The sequence below is a fragment of the Nonomuraea sp. PA05 genome, from assembly GCF_008086045.1.
In the GTDB taxonomy this organism is placed as follows: domain Bacteria; phylum Actinomycetota; class Actinomycetes; order Streptosporangiales; family Streptosporangiaceae; genus Nonomuraea; species Nonomuraea monospora.
In genome coordinates this window covers 203,214-222,330 of the sequence record NZ_VSEY01000006.1, presented here as the reverse complement: position 1 = coordinate 222,330, position 19,117 = coordinate 203,214, and the positions used below count along the sequence as shown (strand labels likewise).

At 71.8% G+C, this 19,117-nt stretch carries 15 protein-coding genes; 6 read left to right on the top strand and 9 right to left on the bottom strand.

Annotated features, from left to right (window positions below; translation table 11 throughout):
* Positions 1 to 76: 76 nt before the first annotated feature.
* The 7 genes from FXF51_RS11835 to FXF51_RS11805 all read right to left on the bottom strand — a co-directional run bounded on the left by FXF51_RS11835 (position 77) and on the right by FXF51_RS11805 (position 9,224).
* Positions 77 to 691 carry a class I SAM-dependent methyltransferase gene (locus FXF51_RS11835; protein ID WP_187414319.1) on the bottom strand — a complete coding sequence of 205 codons (615 nt, stop codon included), beginning with the start codon at positions 689 to 691 and terminating at the stop codon, positions 77 to 79.
* Positions 692 to 706: 15 nt separating this feature from the next.
* Positions 707 to 3,331 (bottom strand): PEP/pyruvate-binding domain-containing protein, encoded by a 2,625-nt coding sequence (locus FXF51_RS11830; protein ID WP_148434334.1) that lies wholly within the window; start codon positions 3,329 to 3,331, stop codon positions 707 to 709.
* A gap of 76 nt (positions 3,332 to 3,407) precedes the next feature.
* Positions 3,408 to 4,328 carry an alkaline phosphatase family protein gene (locus tag FXF51_RS11825; protein WP_148434333.1) on the bottom strand — a complete coding sequence of 307 codons (921 nt, stop codon included), beginning with the start codon at positions 4,326 to 4,328 and terminating at the stop codon, positions 3,408 to 3,410.
* Positions 4,329 to 4,353: 25 nt separating this feature from the next.
* Positions 4,354 to 5,127: a sugar phosphate isomerase/epimerase family protein gene (locus FXF51_RS11820; protein WP_148434332.1), complete on the bottom strand. Its 774-nt coding sequence runs from the start codon at positions 5,125 to 5,127 to the stop codon at positions 4,354 to 4,356.
* Between the two features lie 37 nt (positions 5,128 to 5,164).
* Positions 5,165 to 6,157 (bottom strand): LacI family DNA-binding transcriptional regulator, encoded by a 993-nt coding sequence (locus FXF51_RS11815; protein WP_148434331.1) that lies wholly within the window; start codon positions 6,155 to 6,157, stop codon positions 5,165 to 5,167.
* A 135-nt stretch (positions 6,158 to 6,292) separates the two neighbouring features.
* Positions 6,293 to 7,525 carry an SPOR domain-containing protein gene (locus FXF51_RS11810; RefSeq protein ID WP_148434330.1) on the bottom strand — a complete coding sequence of 411 codons (1,233 nt, stop codon included), beginning with the start codon at positions 7,523 to 7,525 and terminating at the stop codon, positions 6,293 to 6,295.
* Between the two features lie 223 nt (positions 7,526 to 7,748).
* On the bottom strand, positions 7,749 to 9,224 hold the full coding sequence (locus tag FXF51_RS11805; RefSeq protein ID WP_262379446.1) for an LCP family protein: 1,476 nt from the start codon (positions 9,222 to 9,224) through the stop codon (positions 7,749 to 7,751).
* A gap of 253 nt (positions 9,225 to 9,477) precedes the next feature.
* Here FXF51_RS11805 and FXF51_RS11800 point away from each other — a divergent pair, with 253 nt between their 5' ends.
* The 4 genes from FXF51_RS11800 (at position 9,478) to FXF51_RS11785 (ending at position 13,996) form a co-directional block, all read left to right on the top strand.
* Complete coding sequence (locus tag FXF51_RS11800) at positions 9,478 to 10,206, top strand: hypothetical protein (protein ID WP_148434329.1); 729 nt, start codon at positions 9,478 to 9,480, stop codon at positions 10,204 to 10,206.
* Between the two features lie 61 nt (positions 10,207 to 10,267).
* Positions 10,268 to 11,431: a thiolase family protein gene (locus FXF51_RS11795; protein WP_222871258.1), complete on the top strand. Its 1,164-nt coding sequence runs from the start codon at positions 10,268 to 10,270 to the stop codon at positions 11,429 to 11,431.
* Positions 11,428 to 13,515 (top strand): 3-hydroxyacyl-CoA dehydrogenase NAD-binding domain-containing protein, encoded by a 2,088-nt coding sequence (locus tag FXF51_RS11790; protein ID WP_148434327.1) that lies wholly within the window; start codon positions 11,428 to 11,430, stop codon positions 13,513 to 13,515. Before FXF51_RS11795 ends, FXF51_RS11790 begins: the two co-directional genes overlap by 4 nt.
* 97 nt (positions 13,516 to 13,612) lie before the next feature.
* The gene (locus FXF51_RS11785) at positions 13,613 to 13,996 is read left to right on the top strand and encodes an SSI family serine proteinase inhibitor (protein ID WP_148434326.1); all 384 of its coding nucleotides are present in this window, start codon (positions 13,613 to 13,615) and stop codon (positions 13,994 to 13,996) included.
* 14 nt (positions 13,997 to 14,010) lie between these two features.
* On the opposite strand, the gene FXF51_RS11780 is transcribed toward FXF51_RS11785, so the two are convergent.
* Complete coding sequence (locus FXF51_RS11780; RefSeq protein WP_148434325.1) at positions 14,011 to 15,483, bottom strand: amino acid permease; 1,473 nt, start codon at positions 15,481 to 15,483, stop codon at positions 14,011 to 14,013.
* Positions 15,484 to 15,585: 102 nt separating this feature from the next.
* Between FXF51_RS11780 and FXF51_RS11775 the strand changes: the two genes are divergently transcribed.
* Positions 15,586 to 16,221 (top strand): DedA family protein, encoded by a 636-nt coding sequence (locus FXF51_RS11775; protein WP_148434324.1) that lies wholly within the window; start codon positions 15,586 to 15,588, stop codon positions 16,219 to 16,221.
* On the opposite strand, the gene dxs is transcribed toward FXF51_RS11775, so the two are convergent.
* Positions 16,169 to 18,049 (bottom strand): 1-deoxy-D-xylulose-5-phosphate synthase, encoded by a 1,881-nt coding sequence (gene dxs / locus FXF51_RS11770; protein WP_148434474.1) that lies wholly within the window; start codon positions 18,047 to 18,049, stop codon positions 16,169 to 16,171. The genes FXF51_RS11775 and dxs overlap by 53 nt on opposite strands.
* 133 nt (positions 18,050 to 18,182) lie before the next feature.
* On the opposite strand from dxs, the gene FXF51_RS11765 reads away from it, so the two are divergent.
* Entirely contained in the window at positions 18,183 to 19,070 is an 888-nt protein-coding gene (locus FXF51_RS11765; protein WP_262379445.1) for a neutral zinc metallopeptidase, read from the top strand.
* The last annotated feature ends 47 nt before the right edge of the window (positions 19,071 to 19,117 follow it).

Genomic DNA, 19,117 nt, shown 5'->3' with positions numbered 1-19,117 from the left:
ATCGCCCGTTCGTGCGCCCGGCATCCTCCATCCGGAGGATGGCCGCCATCGCGCGGGCCCGTCCCGAGGGCGCCAGTCAGGCGGGTCTGTCCCAGACCAGCAGGTAGCGGCGCAGCAGCAGGCGGCGGAAGCGGCAGCCGGGCAGCACGCGGCGGGCCAGCCGCGCGGTCTCGCCCCACGACAGGACGGGGTCCATGGCGGGCACCGCCTTGCCGGGGCCGGTCTTGGGGCCGTTGCGCAGGCGCAGCGCGCGGGAGGCGACCTGGCCCGCGCCGCTGACGATCCAGTCGAGCGGCGATCGGTTCCGCGCCAGGCCGATCACGACCAGCCGCCCGCCCGGGGCCAGCAGCCGGGTCAGCGCGCGGGCGGCGGCGGTGAACTCGGCGTGGTGGACGACCGCGACGGCGCTGATGAAGTCGTACTTGCCCTCGGGGAGCAGCCCGCGCGGGTCGTCGAGGTAGTCGGCGGTGACGAACTCGACGTTGTCCAGCCCGCCGTGGCGCTCGCAGGCCATGGCGACGGCCTCGGGGGCGCGGTCGGCGGCGGTCACCCCGGCGGCGCGGGCGGCCAGCTTGCTCGCCAGCAGCCCGTCGCCGCAACCGATGTCGAGTGCCCGCTGACAGCCTGCGGGCATGAGCTTCATGACCAGGCGCTGGTAGTGGACGTTGTGGTTCCAGTAGGGCTCTGACACATGATCACGGTAGCGTCACGGCTCGGAGATCGTCACATTTCCCGCCGCGCCGTTGACCGTGATCTCCTGTCCCGAGGTGATGCGGTGGGTGGCGTCGGGCACGCCCACGACGGCGGGGATGCCGTACTCCCTGGCCACCACGGCGCCGTGCGACATCGCGCCGCCCATCTCCATCACCAGCCCGCCCGCCGTCAGGAACAGCGGGGTCCAGCCCGGGTCGGTCGAGGGGCAGACGAGGATCTCGCCCGGCTCCAGGTGGGCGCCGATGGGGTCGAGCACCACCCTGGCCACGCCGGTGACCGTGCCGGGCGAGGCGGCCGTGCCCGTCAGCGCGCCGTCGGCGGCGGCCTCCTGGGTGGCCTCGGGCTCGGTGCCGTCGGAGAGCAGCACTCTGGGGACGTGCCTGCGGCGCCGCTCCCGCTCGTACGTGGCCCGCCGTTCCGCCACCAGCTCACGCAGGCCCCCGCCCGCCGAAGCGCCTCCGGTCACGCGCAGGTCGCCGCCTGCCAGGGCGGCCCTGGTTTCGCGCAGGTCCAGGAAGAACACGTCGTGCGCCGAGTCCAGCACGCCCAGGCCCACCAGGTGCTCCCCCACCACGAGGAGGCTGGCGCGGACCTCGGCGAGCGTCTTGACCAGGTAGAACTTGGGCAGCTCACGCAGCCCGGCGTACCTGCGCGTGCGACCGAGCCCGAACCGCACCACCGCGGCCCGCCACCGCCCCCTGCGCCGGGCCCGTGCCGTCACCCCGGCGATGGCCCGCTGCGCGATCTCGGCTCCCTCGCGGAAGGTGTCGGAAGGGGGCGTGCCCTGCTCCATGCGCAGGTAGTTGGCCAGCACGCCGAGGATGTGGGCGGGCTCCTCCGACCAGCGCGGCACGCCGAGGTCGATCTCCGCGACGCCGCGGTGCCCGTACTCGCCGAGGAACGCGGCGATCTCCCGCTGGGCGACCGGCGGGAGCCGTCCCTCCTGGTAGCGGGCCACCAGCTCGGGCACGGACAGCTCCTTGAACGGCGCCGGCTCGATGCGGGTGCTCAGCCGCCACAGCTCCAGGTCCATCTCGGTGGTCGGGTTGTGGGGCAGGCTGCGCAGCACGTCGCTCATCTCGGGGACGGGCACGCCGGACAGCCGGGAGGCCAGCGCGAACAGCGCGTAGCCGGTGATCACGTTCGGCATGATCGAGATGATCAGCGGGAAGGTGCCGCGCAGGACGCGTTCGGCGTGGTCCAGGCGCTGGGCGGGGGTCGCGGTGGCGGGCACCCTGAGCCTGCCGTCCAGGACCTCGCCGAGCTTGACGGTGGCGGCCACGGCCTGATCCGGTCTGGTGAGCGCGGTCAGCACCCGGTGCGGCAGGCGGAGGTTGCGGGCGAACCTGCCGAGCCCGCGCAGGAAGGGCCGCACGGACCCGGGCGTCGCGCTGAGGCGCGGGTCCTCGAAGAGCTGCTCCATGACGCCCACGGCGCGGGCCTCGCCGAGCCTCAGCATGCGCGGCAGGACGGCCCTGCCGGGACGGCTGCGCACGGCCGCGGTGATGTCGAGCCACAACCGCTCGCCCGAGACCGTCACGAAGCCGGCGCCGTCGAGCGGGTCGGCGGGCGCGTGCCCGGCCAGGCCCGCGCCGCCCGCGCTGATCAGCCGGAACGCCGCCTGCCCCATCGGGGTCAGCGGCCCCATGACGCCCTGGACGACGTTGACCGAGAAGTACACCCGCAGGCCCGGCCTGGGGTGCTCGGGCAGCGGGTAGAGCGTGGTGATCGGCCTGGCCTGGGTGAGCCAGAGCGTGCCGTCGTGGCCGATGGCCCACTCGGTGTCCTGCGGCGCGCCGTAGTGGGCCTCGACGCGGGCACCGAGGGCGGCCAGGTCGCGTACCTCGTCGTCGGTCAGGCAGAGGCCCTGCCCGGCCGTCTCGACGCGTTCGGTGCCGCCGCCGGGCAGGGAGCGGATGGCCAGCCGCTTGTCACCGGCGTGGCGTTCGAGTATCCGGCCGTCGCGGACGCGGAAGCGGTCGGGGTTCACGGCGCCGGACACCACCGCCTCGCCGAGGCCAGGGCTGGCGTCGATGACGCTCTCGCGCCGCGTGCCCGTCACGGGGTTGGCGGTGAACATGACGCCCGCGACCCGCGCGTCCACCATCCGCTGGACGACCACGGCGAGCCGGACGGCGGCGTGGTCGATGCCGTTGGACTCGCGGTAGGCGACGGCACGGTCGGTCCAGAGCGAGGCCCAGCAGCGGCGGACGGCCTCCACCACCGCCTTCGTGCCGACCACGTTGAGGAAGGTGTCCTGCTGGCCGGCGAAGCTGGCGAACGGCAGGTCCTCGGCGGTGGCGGAGGAGCGCACGGCCACGGGCACGTCGGGGCCGAGCGCCTCGTACGCCTTGACGATGGCCTCGTGCACGGCGTCGGGCACCGGCGCCTCCATGAGGTGCCGCCTGGCCCGCCCGGCCAGCCCCTCCTCTCCCGTCTTGCCGCCGTCGATCCGCAGGTCCTGGGCGACCTGCCGGTAGGCGTCCGTGGTGAGCACCCACCCGGGCGGCACCGGCAGGCCGGCCCTGGTCAGCTCGCCGAGGTTGGCCGCCTTGCCGCCCACGTCGGCGAGCATGCCCGCGTCGATCTCGGTGAAGTCCAGGGCCGTCGTCTTCATCGCACGCTCTCCTGCCGTTCAACGTCCTGTCATCCCAGTGTTCCGCTTCCCGGCCAAGAATTCAACGCCTGATGAATCAAATGCCCAAGGGGGTGCCGTCCAGATCCCAGGACGGCTCGACCGGCACGCCGAGCACGGCCAGCGCCGTCGGCCCCACGTCCACCAGCCGGGGCCCGTCGAGCGCGCGTCCGCCGAGGTCCCGCCCCAGCGTGTTCGCGATCACGAAGACGGTGCGCTCCTCGTCCGAGACGCCGCCGTGCCCGCCCGCGTCCACGTGGCCGTGGTCCGTTGTGACCAGCACCGTCCACCGCTCACTTCCGTACGCGGGCCGCGCCCGGATGGCGTCGAGGAGCCGGCCCAGGTAGGCGTCCTGGGCCTGGAGGGCGGCGGCGTACTCGAGGCAGTGCGGGCCGAGGTCGTGGGCCACCTCGTCGGTGTCGCCGAGGTAGACGAAGAGCGCGTCCGGGTCCTCCTCGGCCAGGTGCCGTTCCGCGGCCTCGGCGACCTGTTTGTCCGCGGCGGCCCAGCCGACGGTGTAGCCGTCGAGCACGAAGCGGTGGTCGATCGCCGGGCCGAAGGCGCCGTGCTCGGCGAGGGCGGCCCAGGAGAAGAACGCGGAGGTGGTCAGCTCGGGCCTGGCGGTCTTGGCCCGGGTGAGGAAGTCCGGAAATTTCTGGAACTGGGGGTTCGCGAAGCCGTTGTCGACGATGCCGTGCTTGTCGGGCCAGGTTCCGGTGGCGATCGACGACCAGCCGGGGCCCGAGTCGGTGCGCGACCGGATCACCCGGCCGCCGTCGCCCGGCTCGGGGGTCTTGGGGACGACCTCGCCAGGGGATTCCGTGCGCGGTGTCCCCGCTTCGCCGTAGGGGAGCTTGCTGGTGCCGTACGCGCCGGTGGCCATCAGGCCGGCCAGGACGGGGGCGTCCAGGACGAGCAGCCGGTCGAACCTCAGCCCGTCCATGCCGACGACGAGCACCTTGCTTGTGAAAGCGGACATCCCCCCATCTAAGCGGTGACGCCCGCTATGAGGTGAAGCGCCGTACCCACTCCGCGGCGCCGGGCAGGATCTCCTCGACCGGGGCCACCTGCGGGTACCAGGTGCGCTCCCACTCCAGCGACACCCACCCGCCGAACCCGGCCGCGCGCAGCAGCTCGCCCGATTCCTCCAGCGGCACCGAGCCCGTCCCCATCGGCACGGGGGTCGTGTCCTGGGCCGAGACTGCGTCCTTGACCTGCACGTAGCCGAGGTGCGGGGCCAGGGCCGCGAGCGTCCGCGCGGGCGGCTCGCCGTGGCGCCAGGGGTGCAGCAGGTCCCAGATCGCGCCGGTGGTCTCCGGCAGGTCCGCCTGGGTGAGCAGCGCGGCCACGGCCTCGCCTGTCGCCATGCTGTCGTGCGTCTCGACGAGCACCCGGCAGCCGAGCGCGGCCGCCGTACCGGAGACGGCGTGGAGGCGGCGGACGCCGGTGGCCGGGTCGTCGCCGCGCGGGAACACCCGCACGCCGGGCGCGCCGAGGTCGGCGGCGAGCCGCAGGTCGGCGAGGAGCGCCTCGACGACCGGCTCGTCCGGGCCCGCCTCGCAGACGCCGGCGTAACCGGCCAGGGCGGAGATCTCCAGCCCCGCCTGCTCGATCCGCTTGCGCACCGACTCCCTGGCCGCCGGGTCGAGGCCCGCGTGCACGCCCGTGTCAGGATGCAGCCGCAGCTCCAGCCCCTGGCAGCCGTGCCCGGCCGCGATCTCGATCGCCCTGTCCAGCCCCTCGCCGGGCATCCCCAGCGTGCTGACCGCCAGCTTCACGCCATTCCTCCCCATCACGCCCCGGGCTCCCGCGGCGTCACGCCATTCTCCGGACGCTCTCGCGCAGCACGACCTCGCCGGCCACCTTCTCGACCACGACGGGGTCGTCCTCGTTGAGCGCCAGCTCCAGCGCGCGAGCCCCCATGTCCTTCAGCGGCAGCCGGACCGTCGTCAGCGCGGGCACATGATCACGCAGCGTGACGATGTCGTCGAAACCGGCCACCGAGACGTCCTCGGGCACCCTGACCCCTTGCTCGCGGTAGGCCGCCAGCGCGCCCACCGCCATCACGTCGTTGACGGCGAACACGCAGGTGGCGTCCGTGACCTGCCTGGCCGCGGTGTGGCCGCCGTCGCGGTCGAACGGGCCGTGGATCACCTGCGGGGCGGGCAGCCCCAGCTCGTCGAGCGCCTCGGCGAAGCCGGCGCACCGGTCGGCCGCCGTCACCAGGTGCGGCGGGCCCGCCAGGACCGCGAACCGTGTGTGGCCCAGCCCGGCCAGCGCCCTGGCCAGCTCGGCCGCGCCCTCCCTGTTGGCGGGCGCGACGGTGTCCACGCCGAGCAGGTCCTGCCCGACGCAGGCCGCACGGCCGCCGCCCGCCTGGTAGCGGGCCAGCTCCTCGCGCAACCGCCGGGTGACGCCCGCGTCGGCGACGCGCGAGCCGACCAGCAGGACGGCGCGCACACGCTGGGCGTGCAGCGTGGCCAGGTAGGCGATCTCCTGCTCGGGGTCGCGATGCGTGGTGCCCACCATGACGAGCAGGCCCTCGGTGGCCGCGGCCCGCATCGCCCCGTCGGCGAGCGCCGCGAAGTAGGGGTCGGTGAGGTCGTGCACGACGATGCCGATGACGTTGCTCGCCCCGCGGGCCAGCGTCTGGGCGGCGATGTTGGCCCGGTAGCCGAGCTCGTCCGCGGCCCGCTCGACGCGCGCCCGCAAGGTCGCGCCCACCTGGCGGGTGCTGCCGTTGAGCACCCGCGAGGCGGTCGCGAGCGAGACGCCCGCCTGCTTGGCGACGTCTTCAAGCGTGACCACGAGACCTCCCGGAAAGCGGTTTCCAAGTCTGCCAGACCGGCACCTGGATCCGCATCCTGCCACGTCCGCGGCCTCGGGGACAGGATGTCCCGCCCCGGCGGCGGCAGCGGGACCGCCGCCGGGCGGACATCACGGCTAAGCCCAGGGGAACAGGATGTCCAGCAGCCCCTTGCGCTCCTCCTGCGTCGGAGCGGGCACCGGGGCCTGGGTCGTGGCGGGCGGCTGGGTGGTCGTCGAGTCACCCGTGTCGCTCGTGCTGTCCTTGTCGGACGACGAGGACGACGCGTCGCTGCCGCCGCTGTCCTGCCCGCGCGAGTCCGCGGTGTCGTTCATCGTGCCCTGCGGCTCACGGGTGGGCTTGCGCGTCGGCTCGGTGGTGGCCTTCTGCCGCGTGGGCGTCGGGCGCGGCTCGGCCTCACGCGTGGGCCGCGACCGCTCCTGCGCGGTCGTCGGGATTGCGGACTCGGGCTCGGCCGGCTCATCGGTGACCGAATCCGTGGGCTCGGGGGTCTCCTCCGCCGCCTCCTCGGCCGCCGTGTCCTCCGGGGCCGCCGACTCGGACGGCGAGCTCACCTCCCCGGCGCTGGCGCACTGCACGCCCGCGCACGGGTCGTCGGAGGAGGTGCCGGTGAGCATCCAGCCGGCGCCCACGCCGACCAGCACCACCGCGACGGCCGCCACCAGCAGCACCCTGGTACGGCGGCGCACCTCCCCCTCACCTCCGGACGAGCGCCCGTCGTAGGAGTCGCCGGAGTCGTCGGTCCAGCCGGAGCCGAGGAAGCCGCGCTTGGGCCGGTCCTCGTCCAGGTCGTCGCGGCCCGCCTCGTAGCTCCGGTCGATCGGGAGGTAGGGGCTGTCGTCGTCGTCCGCCACCCGGTGCGGCCCGCTGTGCTCGGCCAGTTCGTCGTACGGCGAGCCGGCGCGCACCTCGTGCGGCCCGCTCAGCTCGTCGCTGTAGACCTCGGCCCGCAGGTCGACGTCGGCCCGCAGGTCGTGCGGCCCGCTGGCGCCACCGTACGCGCCGCCCAGGCCGTAAGCCGCGTCGCCCCGGTCGTAGGCGTCCGAGACCGCGTCGCCCCGGTCGAAGGCGCCCGCGTCGCGGGATCCGCCGAGCACGTCGTGGGGCCCGCTCTGGCCGCCGAGGTCGTAGCCGCCGGAGGAGACGCCGAGCACGTCGCGCGGATCGCCGGACAGCACGTCGCGCGGCGGGGCGGGATCGTCGAGCACGTCGCGCGGGGTCTCACCGATCAACTGCGGCTCGCCGGTCAGCGCGCCCCTGCCGGGCGGCAGGATGTAGGTCTCGTTGCCGACGACCTGGATGGCGGGCTGCTCGTCAGTGTCGTCGGTGCTCCACCGCGGAGAGAGCACGTCACCCGTCATCTCCGGGTTTAACGACTTACCCTGCCCGTCCTCGTATGGCCTGTCGTTCTCGTCGCGTGCCACGGTGGAACCTCTCTTGTACGAATAGTAACCGCGCCCTTTCCTACCACTACTTGTCCGGAAATTTCACTTGTTTCCCTAAAATCACTCTGCGTAACAATCGTCCCAGAGCGTCACTGAGTCACCACGGAGCCGAGCCAAAGAGGCGTGGTTACTTGCAGGGGTTGGTGTTGCTGTCGACGACCTTGTCCTTGAGGGCGTCGGGGATGGCCGACTGGACCCGGACCCCCGGCCAGTCCTTGCCGATCACGAGCTGCACGACGGGCCCCGCGGGCGTCTCGGCGGGCGGGGTCTTGGCCGCGTACGGCTGCGAGGTGACGGCCTTGACCTTGCCCTGCACGGGCGTGCGCTTGTCCTTCGACAGCCGCGCGGCCACCGCGTCACCGTAGGCGGGGCCGTCCTGCGCGTCCTTCTTGGCGTACCTGATCGTGGTGGTGTCGGCGACCGCGGCGTTGCCCACCTGCGTGACCACGAACCCCTGGGCGGCCAGCGCGTCCGCCACCTGCAGCGCCTTGCCCTGCTCGCCGGTGGCGTTGAGCACCTGGAGGCGCACCTGCTCGTTCTTGACCGCGGGCGCGCTCGACTTGCCCGGGGAGGGGCTGGTCCTGATGTCGGTGTCGTTGCGCACGGCCTCGAAGAAGTCGCGCGCCGCCGGCTGGGCGAACTGCACCCTGGCCTTGTCCTCCGGGTACGCCTCCACCGGCACCGTGATGCCCTTGAGCTCCTTGGCGGTCAGCCCGCTGACGCTCCTGGCGATCTCCAGCATGCGGTCGAGGCCGAGGCCCTCGTCCACGGTGACGGCCTGGGTGGCGGCCCGCAGGAACGCGTCGAGCTTGCCGGGGTCGGTGAGCAGGCCGCCGTCGGTGACCTTCTTCATCACCTGGGTGAGGAAGATCTGCTGGCGCTCGATCCGGCCGAGGTCGCTGCCGTCGCCCAGGGAGTACCTGGTGCGTACGTAGCCCAGCGCCTGCTCACCCATGACGGTGTGCTTGCCGGGGCCGAGCACGAACTTGGCCTCCTTGTCGTTGACGGCCTTGGGCAGGCAGATCTCGATGCCGCCCAGCGCGTCGATGATGCCCTTGAAGCCGGTGAAGTCCACCTTCACGAAGTGGTTGATCTTGATGTTGGTGAGGGATTCCAGAGTCTTGATCGTGCAGTTGATGCCGCCGTCGTTGAAGGCGGCGTTGACCTGGCGCAGCCCGCCGGGCAGCACGGCGCCGTTCCTGCCCGCACAGTCGGGGACCTGGACCATCGAGTCGCGCGGAAAGCTGATCATGGTGGCGCCGTCGCGGTTGGGCGCGATGTGCAGGAGCATGATCGTGTCGGTGCGCTCCCCCGCCCCCACGGTGGTGGCGCCGTACTTCTTGTTGTCGCCGTCACGGGAGTCGGAGCCGACGAGCAGCACGTTGAGCGCGCCGGTGTCGGGCGGGCGGGTGGTGCCCGGGTCGATGGGCTGGCGCGGGATGCGGTTGTCCAGGTAGCGGTAGTAGCCGTACCCGCCGAGCGTGACGGCCACCAGCACCAGCGTCAGCGCCACACCCACCCAGCCGAGGGGGGTCAGCGGGTTGCGCGACGGCGTGGAGCGGCGCTTGCGGGGAGCCGTCACAGGGGCTTTGGGGTGCGGCATCGGAGCAATCTGCCGCCCCGCACGGCCCTCGTTCCGCCGTTCTCTCACGCGGTCCACCCCTTGCGCCATGATCGCGAAGCATAGCCACAAACCGGTATTCGGAGGATAAGTACCGTCATCCTGGCTTGTTCGCCTGTTCATCATCCGCGAGACGATGGCCTTTCGGATAGTCCCCTCTCACCCAAGCAAGGGCTCCATCCAATGCGCGGGAATGCGGGGCACCACCACGTACGGTGACGCCATCATGACGGTCATGCTGTTGACCGAGATGGCCCCTCCCCCGGGCGCCCAGGAGATGGCCGGGCTGCGCGCCGGCGCCAGGGCGGCCCGGCGCGGCGCGCTCGTGGCGCTCACCGCCTCGATCGCGCTGCTGACCACCGTCCAGTTACTCGCCGACCGGGCCGCGACCAGGGAGCAGACGCTGCCGCTCGCCGTGCTGTCCCTGGCGCTCTTCACCGCCGCCCTGCCCGTCATGGCGATCACCCAGTACGCCTGGGGCGCCCGCGCCCGCCTGGTCCGCCGCCGAGAGCGGGAGCTGTACGCCGTGGCCCGCTCCGGCAGGACGCGCCCGCTGACCCGGCTGGCCGTGGCCGCCTGCTGGACGGTGACGCTGCTGCTCGGCTGGACCGTTCCGCGCTCCTTCCGCGAGGCCGCCCTTTACGGCTTCGCCGACACCCTGAGCTGGGCCGTCGAGGCGCTGTCGGTGATCAGCGCGGCGGCGGGGGTGTTGTTCCTCCTGTGGTGGGCACGGGACGTGGTGGGGATGCTGGCGTGTGCCCTGCGCTCGGGCGGATCACCTGGCGATCCATGGGACCCCGGCGGCGGCACGCGTCCAGGAGAGGGCGCGGCGCTCTGGACGGGCGCGGCCGTGGCGGTCGTGGCTCTGCTCGGAGCCCGCGCCCACCTGTGGGAGCCGGCCACGGGAGTGGTCTACGCGTTGCTCACCGCCGCCCTAGTCTGCGGGGTAGTTACTGACGAGTAGCATAGGCACGGAACCCCATTCAGCAACGAGGAGCGAATCCGTGCCTTCCTCTCGTGACGTCGTGTTCGTCGACGGCGTACGCACGCCTTTCGGCAGGTCAGGGCCGAAGGGACTCTATGCGGAGACCCGCGCGGACGACCTGGTCGTCCGCGTCATCCGCGAGCTCGTCAGGCGTAACCCCAACCTGCCGCCGGAGCGCGTGGACGAGGTGGCCATCGCCGCGACCACGCAGATCGGCGACCAGGGCCTGACCATCGGCCGCTCGGCCGCCGTGCTCGCCGGGCTGCCCAAGACCGTGCCCGGCTACGCCATCGACCGCATGTGCGCGGGCGCGATGACCGCCGTCACCACGGTCGCGGGCGGCATCGCGTTCGGCGCGTACGACGTGGCCATCGCCGGCGGCGTCGAGCACATGGGCCGCCACCCGATGGGCGAGGGCGTCGACCCGAACCCGCGCTTCCTGTCGGAGAAGCTGGTCGACCCGAGCGCGCTGGTCATGGGCATGACGGCGGAGAACCTGCACGACCGCTACCCGACGATCACCAAGGAGCGCGCCGACGCGTACGCGGTGCTCTCGCAGGAGAAGGCCGCCAAGGCGTACGCCGACGGCAAGATCCAGCCCGACCTGGTGCCGACCGCGATCAGGACGGCGGAGAAGGGCTGGGGCCTGGCCGTCGAGGACGAGGCGCCCAGGCCGGGCACCACGCTGGAGGGGCTGGGCGGGCTCAAGACGCCGTTCCGCCCGCACGGTCACGTCACGGCGGGTAACTCCTCCGGCATCAACGACGGCGCCACCGGCTGCGTCGTGGCCGCCGCGGAGGTCGCCGGGGAGCTGGGGCTGGCGCCGAAGATGCGCCTGGTGTCCTACGCCTTCGCGGGCGTGGACCCCGAGGTGATGGGCGTCGGGCCGATCCCGTCCACCGAGCGGGCCCTGCGCCTGGCCGGCCTGGACATCTCCGACATCGGGCTGTTCGAGATCAACGAGGCGTTCGCCGTCCAGGTGCTGGCGTTCCTGGAGCACTTCGGCATCGCCGACGACGACGCCCGCGTCAACGCCTACGGCGGCGCCATCGCCTACGGCCACCCGCTCGCCTCCTCGGGCGTGCGGCTGATGACGCAGCTCGCGCGGCAGTTCGGCGAGCGTCCCGACGTGCGTTACGGCATCACCACCATGTGCGTCGGCATGGGCATGGGCGGCACCGTGATCTGGGAGAACCTGGCATGAGCAACATCGAGACCTGGCGTTCGCTGCTCAGCGAGCGCAACACGGACGAGGTCGTCACCAAGGCGCTGGTGCGCGACGTGCGGCTCCCCTACGGGGCGGGCACGATGGCGCTGATCACCCTGGACAACGGCTTCGACCACACCAAGCCCAGCACGTTCGGCCCGCACGGGCTGTTCGCGCTGAACGGGGCGCTGTCGGAGATCGCGGCGCGCACCGACCTGGCCGCGGTGGGCGTGACCGGCAAGCCGTTCATCTTCGCCGTCGGCGCCGACCTCAAGGGCGCCGCCTCGGTGGCCACCCGTGAGGAGGCGCTGGCCATCGGCGCGCTCGGCCACCACGTCTTCCGCCGGCTGGGCGAGCTGGGCATCCCGTCGTTCGCGTTCGTCAACGGCGCGGCCATGGGCGGCGGCCTGGAGATCGCGCTGCACTGCACGTACCGGACGATCTCGGCGGGCGTGCCCGCAGTGGCGCTGCCGGAGTGCTTCCTCGGCCTGGTGCCGGGCTGGGGCGGCACGCAGCTCCTGCCGCGCCTGATCGGCCCGGCGAACGCGGTCAAGCTGATCATCGAGAACCCGCTGTCCAACAACCGCATGGTCAAGGGCGGGGACGCGTACGAGCTGGGCGTCGCCGACGCCATGTTCGAGCCGGCCGACTTCCTGGAGGAGTCGCTGCGCTGGGCCGCCCGCGTCGTCAACGGCGAGGTCACCGTCGAGCGGAAGGAGCACGACGGCTGGGAGAAGGCCGTCGCCGACGCCCGCTTCCTGGTGGACATGAAGCTGCACGGCGCCGCGCCCGCGCCGTACCGGGCGCTGGACCTGATCGCCCAGGCCGAGACCGCCTCCCGTGACGAGGGGTTCGCGGCCGAGGACGAGGCGCTGGCCGACCTGCTGATGAGCGACGAGCTGCGGGCCGGGCTCTACTCCTTCGACCTGGTGCAGCGCCGCGCCAAGCGGCCCGCCGGCGCGCCCGACAAGTCGCTGGCCCGCAAGGTCACCAAGGTCGGCGTGGTGGGCGCGGGGCTGATGGCCTCGCAGATGGCGCTGCTGTTCGCGCGCCGCCTGGAGGTGCCGGTCGTGCTGACCGACCTCGACCAGGCCAGGCTGGACAAGGGCGTCGGGTACGTGCACGCCGAGGTGGACAAGCTGCTCGCCAAGGGCCGCGTGTCGCAGGACCAGGCCAACCGGCTCAAGTCGCTGGTGAGCGGCTCGCTGACCAAGGACGCCTTCGCCGACGCCGACTTCGTGATCGAGGCCGTCTTCGAGGACATGGCGGTCAAGAAGCAGGTGTTCGCCGAGGTCGAGGCCGTGGTGTCGGCCGAGTGCGTGCTGGCCACGAACACCTCCTCGCTGTCGCTGACCGAGATGGGTTCCGGACTGGCCAGGCCGGAGCGGCTGGTCGGCTTCCACTTCTTCAACCCGGTCGCGGTCATGCCGCTGCTGGAGATCATCAGGGGCGCCTCGACCGATGACGCCACGCTGGCCACGGCGTTCGCGGTGGGCAAGTCGCTGAAGAAGTCGTCGGTGCTGGTCAAGGACGCTCCGGCGTTCGTGGTCAACCGGCTGCTGACCTGCTTCATGGGCGAGGTCGTGGCGGCCGTGGACGAGGGCACGCCGCTGGAGACGGCCGAGCACGCGCTCGACGGGCTCGGGCTGCCGATGACGCCGTTCGCGCTGCTGCAGCTCGTCGGCCCGGCGGTCGGCCTGCACGTGGCCGAGACGCTGCACGAGGCGTTCCCCGACCGGTTCGGCGTGTCGGAGAACATGGCGAAGCTGGTCGAGTCGGGCAAGCCCGGCGTCTACCGGCCGGACTTCACGCTCGACCCGGAGGCGGTGGCCCTGTTCGAGGGCGGCGCCTCCCCCTCCACCGCCGAGCAGGTGCGCGAGCGCGTGCTGACGGCGCTGGCCAGGGAGATCCGGATCATGCTCGACGAGGGCGTGGTGGCCGCCGCGCAGGACATCGACCTGTGCATGATCCTCGGCGCGGGCTGGCCGTTCCACCTGGGCGGCGTCACGCCGTACCTGGACAGGGCCGGGATCGCCCGGCCGCGCTTCCTCGCCCCCGGCGTGGCGTCCGTCCCCGCCTGACTTTGCGCAGTCTTTGAGGAGGTCCTGACCGGACCTCCTCACCTGCGCACGCACTCCGTCGTAGCCTTTGGTGCCGTCCTACGAACGGAGAGTAACCATGATCAAGGCAGCCGGCGCCCTCGCGCTCTGCGGAGCCCTGCTGGCAGGCGCGTCCTCTACCGCGCAGGCCGCGCCGCCACCCAAGGCGAAGCTCAAGATCGTTGACGGGATGAAGGGCGGGCCCGTCAAGTCGGTGTGGCTCCACTGCGCGCCCGTCGGCGGCACCCACCCGAACGCGCAGGCGGCCTGCCGCATGCTCCGTCAGGTGAAGGGCGAGCCGTCCCAGCTCAAGGCCGAGCCCAAGGCCTCCTGCACCCAGGAGATCAAGCCGCACGCGGTCGCCATCGCGGGCACCTGGTACGGCAGGAAGGTGCACTGGGCGAAGTTCTTCGCCAACGCCTGCCAGATGCGGGCCATGACCGGCCCGGTCCTCGCCCTCTGAGCGATCCCGCGGAATCAGTGGCGGGTCTTCTCCTTGGAGAAGGCCCCCCTGCTGTTCCAGTAGCCGAAGCCGAAGTAGACCACCAGGCCGATGACCATCCACACGAGGAAGCGCAGCCACGTCTGCGCCGGCAGGTTCAGCATCAGGTAGACGCAGGCCAGCACGGACAGGATCGGCAGCCACGGGACCAGCGGCACGCGGAACACCCGGGGCAGGTCGGGCCGGGTGCGGCGCAGGATGATCACCCCGATCGACACCACCACGAACGCGAACAGCGTGCCGATGTTGACCAGCTCGGCCAGCTCCCCGAACGACACGAACCCGGCCAGGACCATCGTGACCAGCCCGATGAGCACCGTGAGCCGGGCCGGGGTGCCGTAGTGCGGATCGACCTTGGCCAGCCAGCGGGGCAGCAGCCCGTCGCGGCCCATCGCGAACAGCACCCGGGTCTGGCCCAGCAGCAGCACGAGCACCACGGTCGTCAGGCCCGCGATCGCGCCCACGCTGATGATCGCGGCCAGCCACGACTGGCCCACCGCGATGAAGGCGTCGGAGAGCGGGGCGGCCGTGCTCAGCTCGGTGTAGTGCTGCATGCCGACGACGACCAGGGAGACGGCGACGTACAGGACGGTGCAGATGGCCAGCGAGCCGATGATGCCGCGCGGCACGTCGCGCTGCGGATGGATGGTCTCCTCCGCCGCGGTGGCCACGATGTCGAAGCCGATGAAGGCGAAGAACACGATGGCCGCCGCCGAGAAGATGCCGATCACGCCGAACGCCACCGGCGTGATGCCGAAGATGAGCTGGATGAGCGGCGCCTTCAGCCCCTCCACGCGGTCCGTGGACACCGCCTCGGGGATGAACGGCGTGTAGTTGGCGGCCTTGACGTAGAACAGCCCCGCCACGATGACCAGCAGCACCACGGCGATCTTGGTGATCACCAGGATCAGGTTGACCCGCGAGGACACCTTGATCCCCGCCACCAGGATCGAGGTGAGGATCAGCACGATGAGGATGGCGGGCACGTTCACCACCGGGTTCTCCCCGGCGATGGAGGCGGGCAGCTCCATGCCGATGGAGGCCAGCATGGAGGCGAAGTAGCCCGACCAGCCGACCGCGACCACGGCGGCGGCCAGCGCCAGCTCCAGGAACAGGTCCCAGCCGATCACCCAGGCGGGGAACTCGCCCAGGGTCGCGAAGGAGAAGGTGTAGGCGGAGCCCGCGACCGGGATCGTGGAGGCGAACTCGGCGTAGCACAGTGCCGCGAGCCCGCACACGATGCCCGCCACGACGAACGAGACGGCCACGGCTGGGCCGGCCATCTCCTTGGCCACCTGGCCCGTGAGCACGAAGATGCCCGTGCCGACGATCACACCGATGCCGAAGACGGTCAGGTCGGTGGCGGTCAGCCGCTTGCGGAGCTGATGCTCGGGCGCCTCGGTGTCGCGAATCGACTGCTCGACGCTCTTCGTGCGAAAGATGTCCACGATCTGTGATCCTTCCCGCACCCGGGGTGGTCATGCCCGGCTCAGCGTGGGATCGGGGACGATCCCGATGGTGTTCCGCGACCTGGGTAGCAGGCTGAGGCTATGCTCAACGATCTGCTCGATGCCCTGGCCGGGCAAGACCTCGGCGTGGTGCTACCCCTGTTGCTGGTCTTCCTGACGCTGGACGCCTCGGTGGGGGTCGGCCTGGTCGTCCCGGGCGACGGGCTGCTGCTCGTCGCCGGGGCCACCGCCGACAGCGCGGGCGAGGCGCTGGCCCTGATCGGGGCGGGCCTGCTGGCCTGCTTCGCGGGCGCGTCAGGAGGCCACTGGCTGGGGCGGCGCTACGGCACGCGGCTGCGGCACGGCAGGCTGGGGCGGCGCGTCGGCGAGCGCCGCTGGGAGCGCGCGCACGAGGTGCTCGAACGCAGCCGGTGGGCGCTGGCGCTGGCGTACTTCCTGCCGGTGCTGCACGCGCTGACACCCGCCGTGGCGGGCACGGTGGGCATGCCGTACCGCAGGTTCATGCCGTGGGCGATGCTGGGCGGCGCGGCGTGGGTGAGCACGTACGTGACGCTCGGCGCGCTGGCCGGGAAGGTGGTGCGGCAGCACGCGGAGTGGCTGCTGCCGGTGCTGGCCGCGGCGGTGATCGCGGTGTTCGGGATCACCGCCGCGGCCCGCAGGGCGCTCAGCGGCGGGCGGGCTCCACGGAAGAGGTCCGCTTGGCGACCGCCTCGGTGATCTGGCGGGCGAGGTCCTGGCCGGTCAGCCCGATCCTGCCGAGGATCGCGGCCCGCTTGGCGTGGTCGAGGAACTCCTGCGGGATGCCGAAGGTGCGCACGGGCACGTCCACGTCGGCGTCGCGCAGCAGCCGGGCCACGGCGTCGCCCACGCCGCCCACGCGGCCGTTGTCCTCGACGACCGCGACCAGCTTGTGGGCGCCGGCGGCCAGCACCAGCGCCTCGTCCAGCGGCTTGACCCAGCGCGGGTCGACGACGGTGGCCGAGATGCCCTGCGCGTCGAGCAGGACGGCGGCCTCCATGCACGCCTGGGCCATCGGGCCCACGCCCACGAGCAGCACGCCGGGGTCGCCCTCGGCGGCCCGCAGCAGGTCCATCTCGCCGAGCTTGCCGACCGGGTCGATCGGCTCGGCGACCGGGCCCTTGGGGAAGCGCAGCACGGTGGGGCCGTCAGTGACCTCCACCGCCTCGCGCAGCAGCTCGGTGAGGCGGTCGCCGTCGCGCGGCACCGCGATCCGCAGCCCCGGGACGACCTGGAGGATCGACAGGTCCCACATGCCGTTGTGGCTGGCGCCGTCGTCACCCGTGACGCCCGCCCGGTCGAGCACCACGGTGACCGGCAGGCGGTGCAGGGCGACGTCCATGAGGAGCTGGTCGAAGGCCCGGTTGAGGAAGGTGGCGTAGACGGCCACCACCGGGTGCATGCCGCCCAGCGCGAGCCCGGCGGCGCTGGTCAGCGCGTGCTGCTCGGCGATGCCGACGTCGTAGATGCGCTCGGGGAAGGCCTCGGCGAAGGCGTTGAGGCCGGTCGGGTGGAGCATCGCGGCGGTGATCGCGACCAGGTCGTCGCGCTCCTTGCCGAGCCGGACGAGCTCCTCGCTGAAGACGTTGGTCCAGATGCGGCCCTTGGGCTTCTCCGCGCCGGTGGCCCGGTCGAAGGCGCCGGGCGAGTGGAACTGGTCCTCGTCGTGGTTCTCCGCGGGGGTGTAACCGCGGCCCTTCTGGGTGAGGGCGTGCACGATGACCGGGCCGCGGAAGTCGCGGGCCTGGCGCAGCGCCGCCTCCATGGCCTGCTCGTCGTGGCCGTCGATGGGGCCGACGTACTTCAGGCCGAGGTCCTCGAACATCACCTGCGGTGACAGGACGTCCTTGACGCCCTTCTTGATGCCGTGCAGGGCGTCGTACAGGACCGGAACGTTCCCGATCTTGTCCTTGACGAAGTCGAGCATGTCCTCGTAGCGGCGGTTGACCCGCAGCGATGACAGGTGGGAGGCCAGGCCGCCGATCGTCGGCGAGTAGGAGCGCCCGTTGTCGTTGACCACGATCACGACCGGCAGGTCCTTGATCGCGGCGATGTTGTTGAGCGCCTCCCAGGCCATGCCGCCGGTCAGTGCGCCGTCGCCGATGATCGCGACCACCGTGCGGTCGCGGTCGCGGCGCAGCTTGAACGCCTTGGCCAGGCCGTCGGCGTAGGACAGCGCGGTCGAGGCGTGGGAGTTCTCCACGAAGTCGTGCTCGGACTCGGCCTGGCTCGGGTAACCCGACAGGCCGCCCTCCTGCTTGAGCGCCTCGAAGCCGGCGGCCCTGCCGGTGAGGAGCTTGTGCACGTACGCCTGGTGGCCCGTGTCCCACACCACGGGGTCGTGGGGGGAGTCGAAGACCCGGTGGACGGCGATGGTGAGCTCCACCACACCGAGGTTGGGGCCGAGGTGGCCGCCGAACTTGGCGCAGGCGTCGACGAGCAGGTCACGGATCTCCCCCGCGAGCCGCGGCAACTCCTCGGCACTGAGCCGTTTGACGTCCTGCGGTCCCTTGATCGAGCCCAGCAACCCGCTCACGGATGCGTCTCCCCTCTGCTCTTTTGCGCCAATCCCCCCGAGTCTAGTTCGCGGACGCCCCACTGACTCCATCGAGTCAAATCCACCCGCATATGTCCGATCTTGACCTAGTCTTTCGGTACCTATGAACTCCGTCCCCAAAAGCAGACTCCTGACCCTCGTGGCCGCCATGCTGGCGCTCGCCCTCGCCGCGGCCGCCCTGGTGATGGTGCTGGCGGACGTGGCCACGACCTCGACGGGCCCCGCCAACGAGGCTCAGCAGTACGCCTCCCCGCCCGCGAAGGTCTCCAGCGAGAAGTCGGGCACGGGCCTGCCGTCCAGGACGCTGGCCGTGGCCAACCCCCTGTACAAGACCGGGCGGCTCGCCGACGTGAACTGTTCGCCCGGCGACCTGCCCGCCGGCAGCATGGTGGCCTACCGGCGCTTCCTCACCCGCGTGACGGCCTGCCTGAACAAGGCGTGGGCCGCGCAGTTCCGCAAGGCGGAGATGCCCTTCAGCAAGCCGCGGCTGCGCATCATCACCAGCAAGGTGCGGACGCCCTGCGGAGCGTGGAACACCGGCGCGGACGGCGTCTACTGCTCCACCGACCGCACCATGTACCTGATGATCAGCAAGGCGCAGCTCCGCAACCCGTTCCCCCTGGGGATCACCCGGCTGATCGCGCACGAGTACGGCCATCACGTGCAGCAGGTCTCCGGCATCTGGAGTTACTACTGGGCCGCCCGGACTTCCGCCGGCAAGGCCAAGCGGCTGCAGTTGTCGCGTAATTCGGAGTTGCAGGCCGAGTGCTTCTCCTCGGTCTTCATGAGCACGATGAAGAACACACCGTTGGTCACGCCGGATGACTGGCAGTACACGGTCAACTGGTTCAAGAAGAACGGCGCCAAGGGGTGGCCGCAGAACGACCACGGCAGGGGGCCGACGCAGGCAGCCTGGATGACCAGGGGTTTCCAGCGTGGCACGCCCGGCTCGTGCAACACTTGGGCCGCGAATCCACGAAATGTCACCTAATGGCTCTTTAGTCTCGCTTTACCTGGAACTCCCTCTTTAATAGGGTG

Excerpts from the sequence above, each read along its gene's own strand:
- FXF51_RS11805 (WP_262379446.1), bottom strand. The coding sequence starts at position 9,224 with ATGCCGCACCCCAAAGCCCCTGTGACGGCTCCCCGCAAGCGCCGCTCC.
- FXF51_RS11790 (WP_148434327.1), top strand. The coding sequence starts at position 11,428 with ATGAGCAACATCGAGACCTGGCGTTCGCTGCTCAGCGAGCGCAACACG.
- FXF51_RS11765 (WP_262379445.1), top strand. The coding sequence starts at position 18,183 with ATGAACTCCGTCCCCAAAAGCAGACTCCTGACCCTCGTGGCCGCCATG.
- FXF51_RS11775 (WP_148434324.1), top strand. The coding sequence starts at position 15,586 with ATGCTCAACGATCTGCTCGATGCCCTGGCCGGGCAAGACCTCGGCGTG.
- FXF51_RS11825 (WP_148434333.1), bottom strand. The coding sequence starts at position 4,328 with ATGTCCGCTTTCACAAGCAAGGTGCTCGTCGTCGGCATGGACGGGCTG.
- FXF51_RS11785 (WP_148434326.1), top strand. The coding sequence starts at position 13,613 with ATGATCAAGGCAGCCGGCGCCCTCGCGCTCTGCGGAGCCCTGCTGGCA.
- FXF51_RS11800 (WP_148434329.1), top strand. The coding sequence starts at position 9,478 with ATGCTGTTGACCGAGATGGCCCCTCCCCCGGGCGCCCAGGAGATGGCC.
- FXF51_RS11830 (WP_148434334.1), bottom strand. The coding sequence starts at position 3,331 with ATGAAGACGACGGCCCTGGACTTCACCGAGATCGACGCGGGCATGCTC.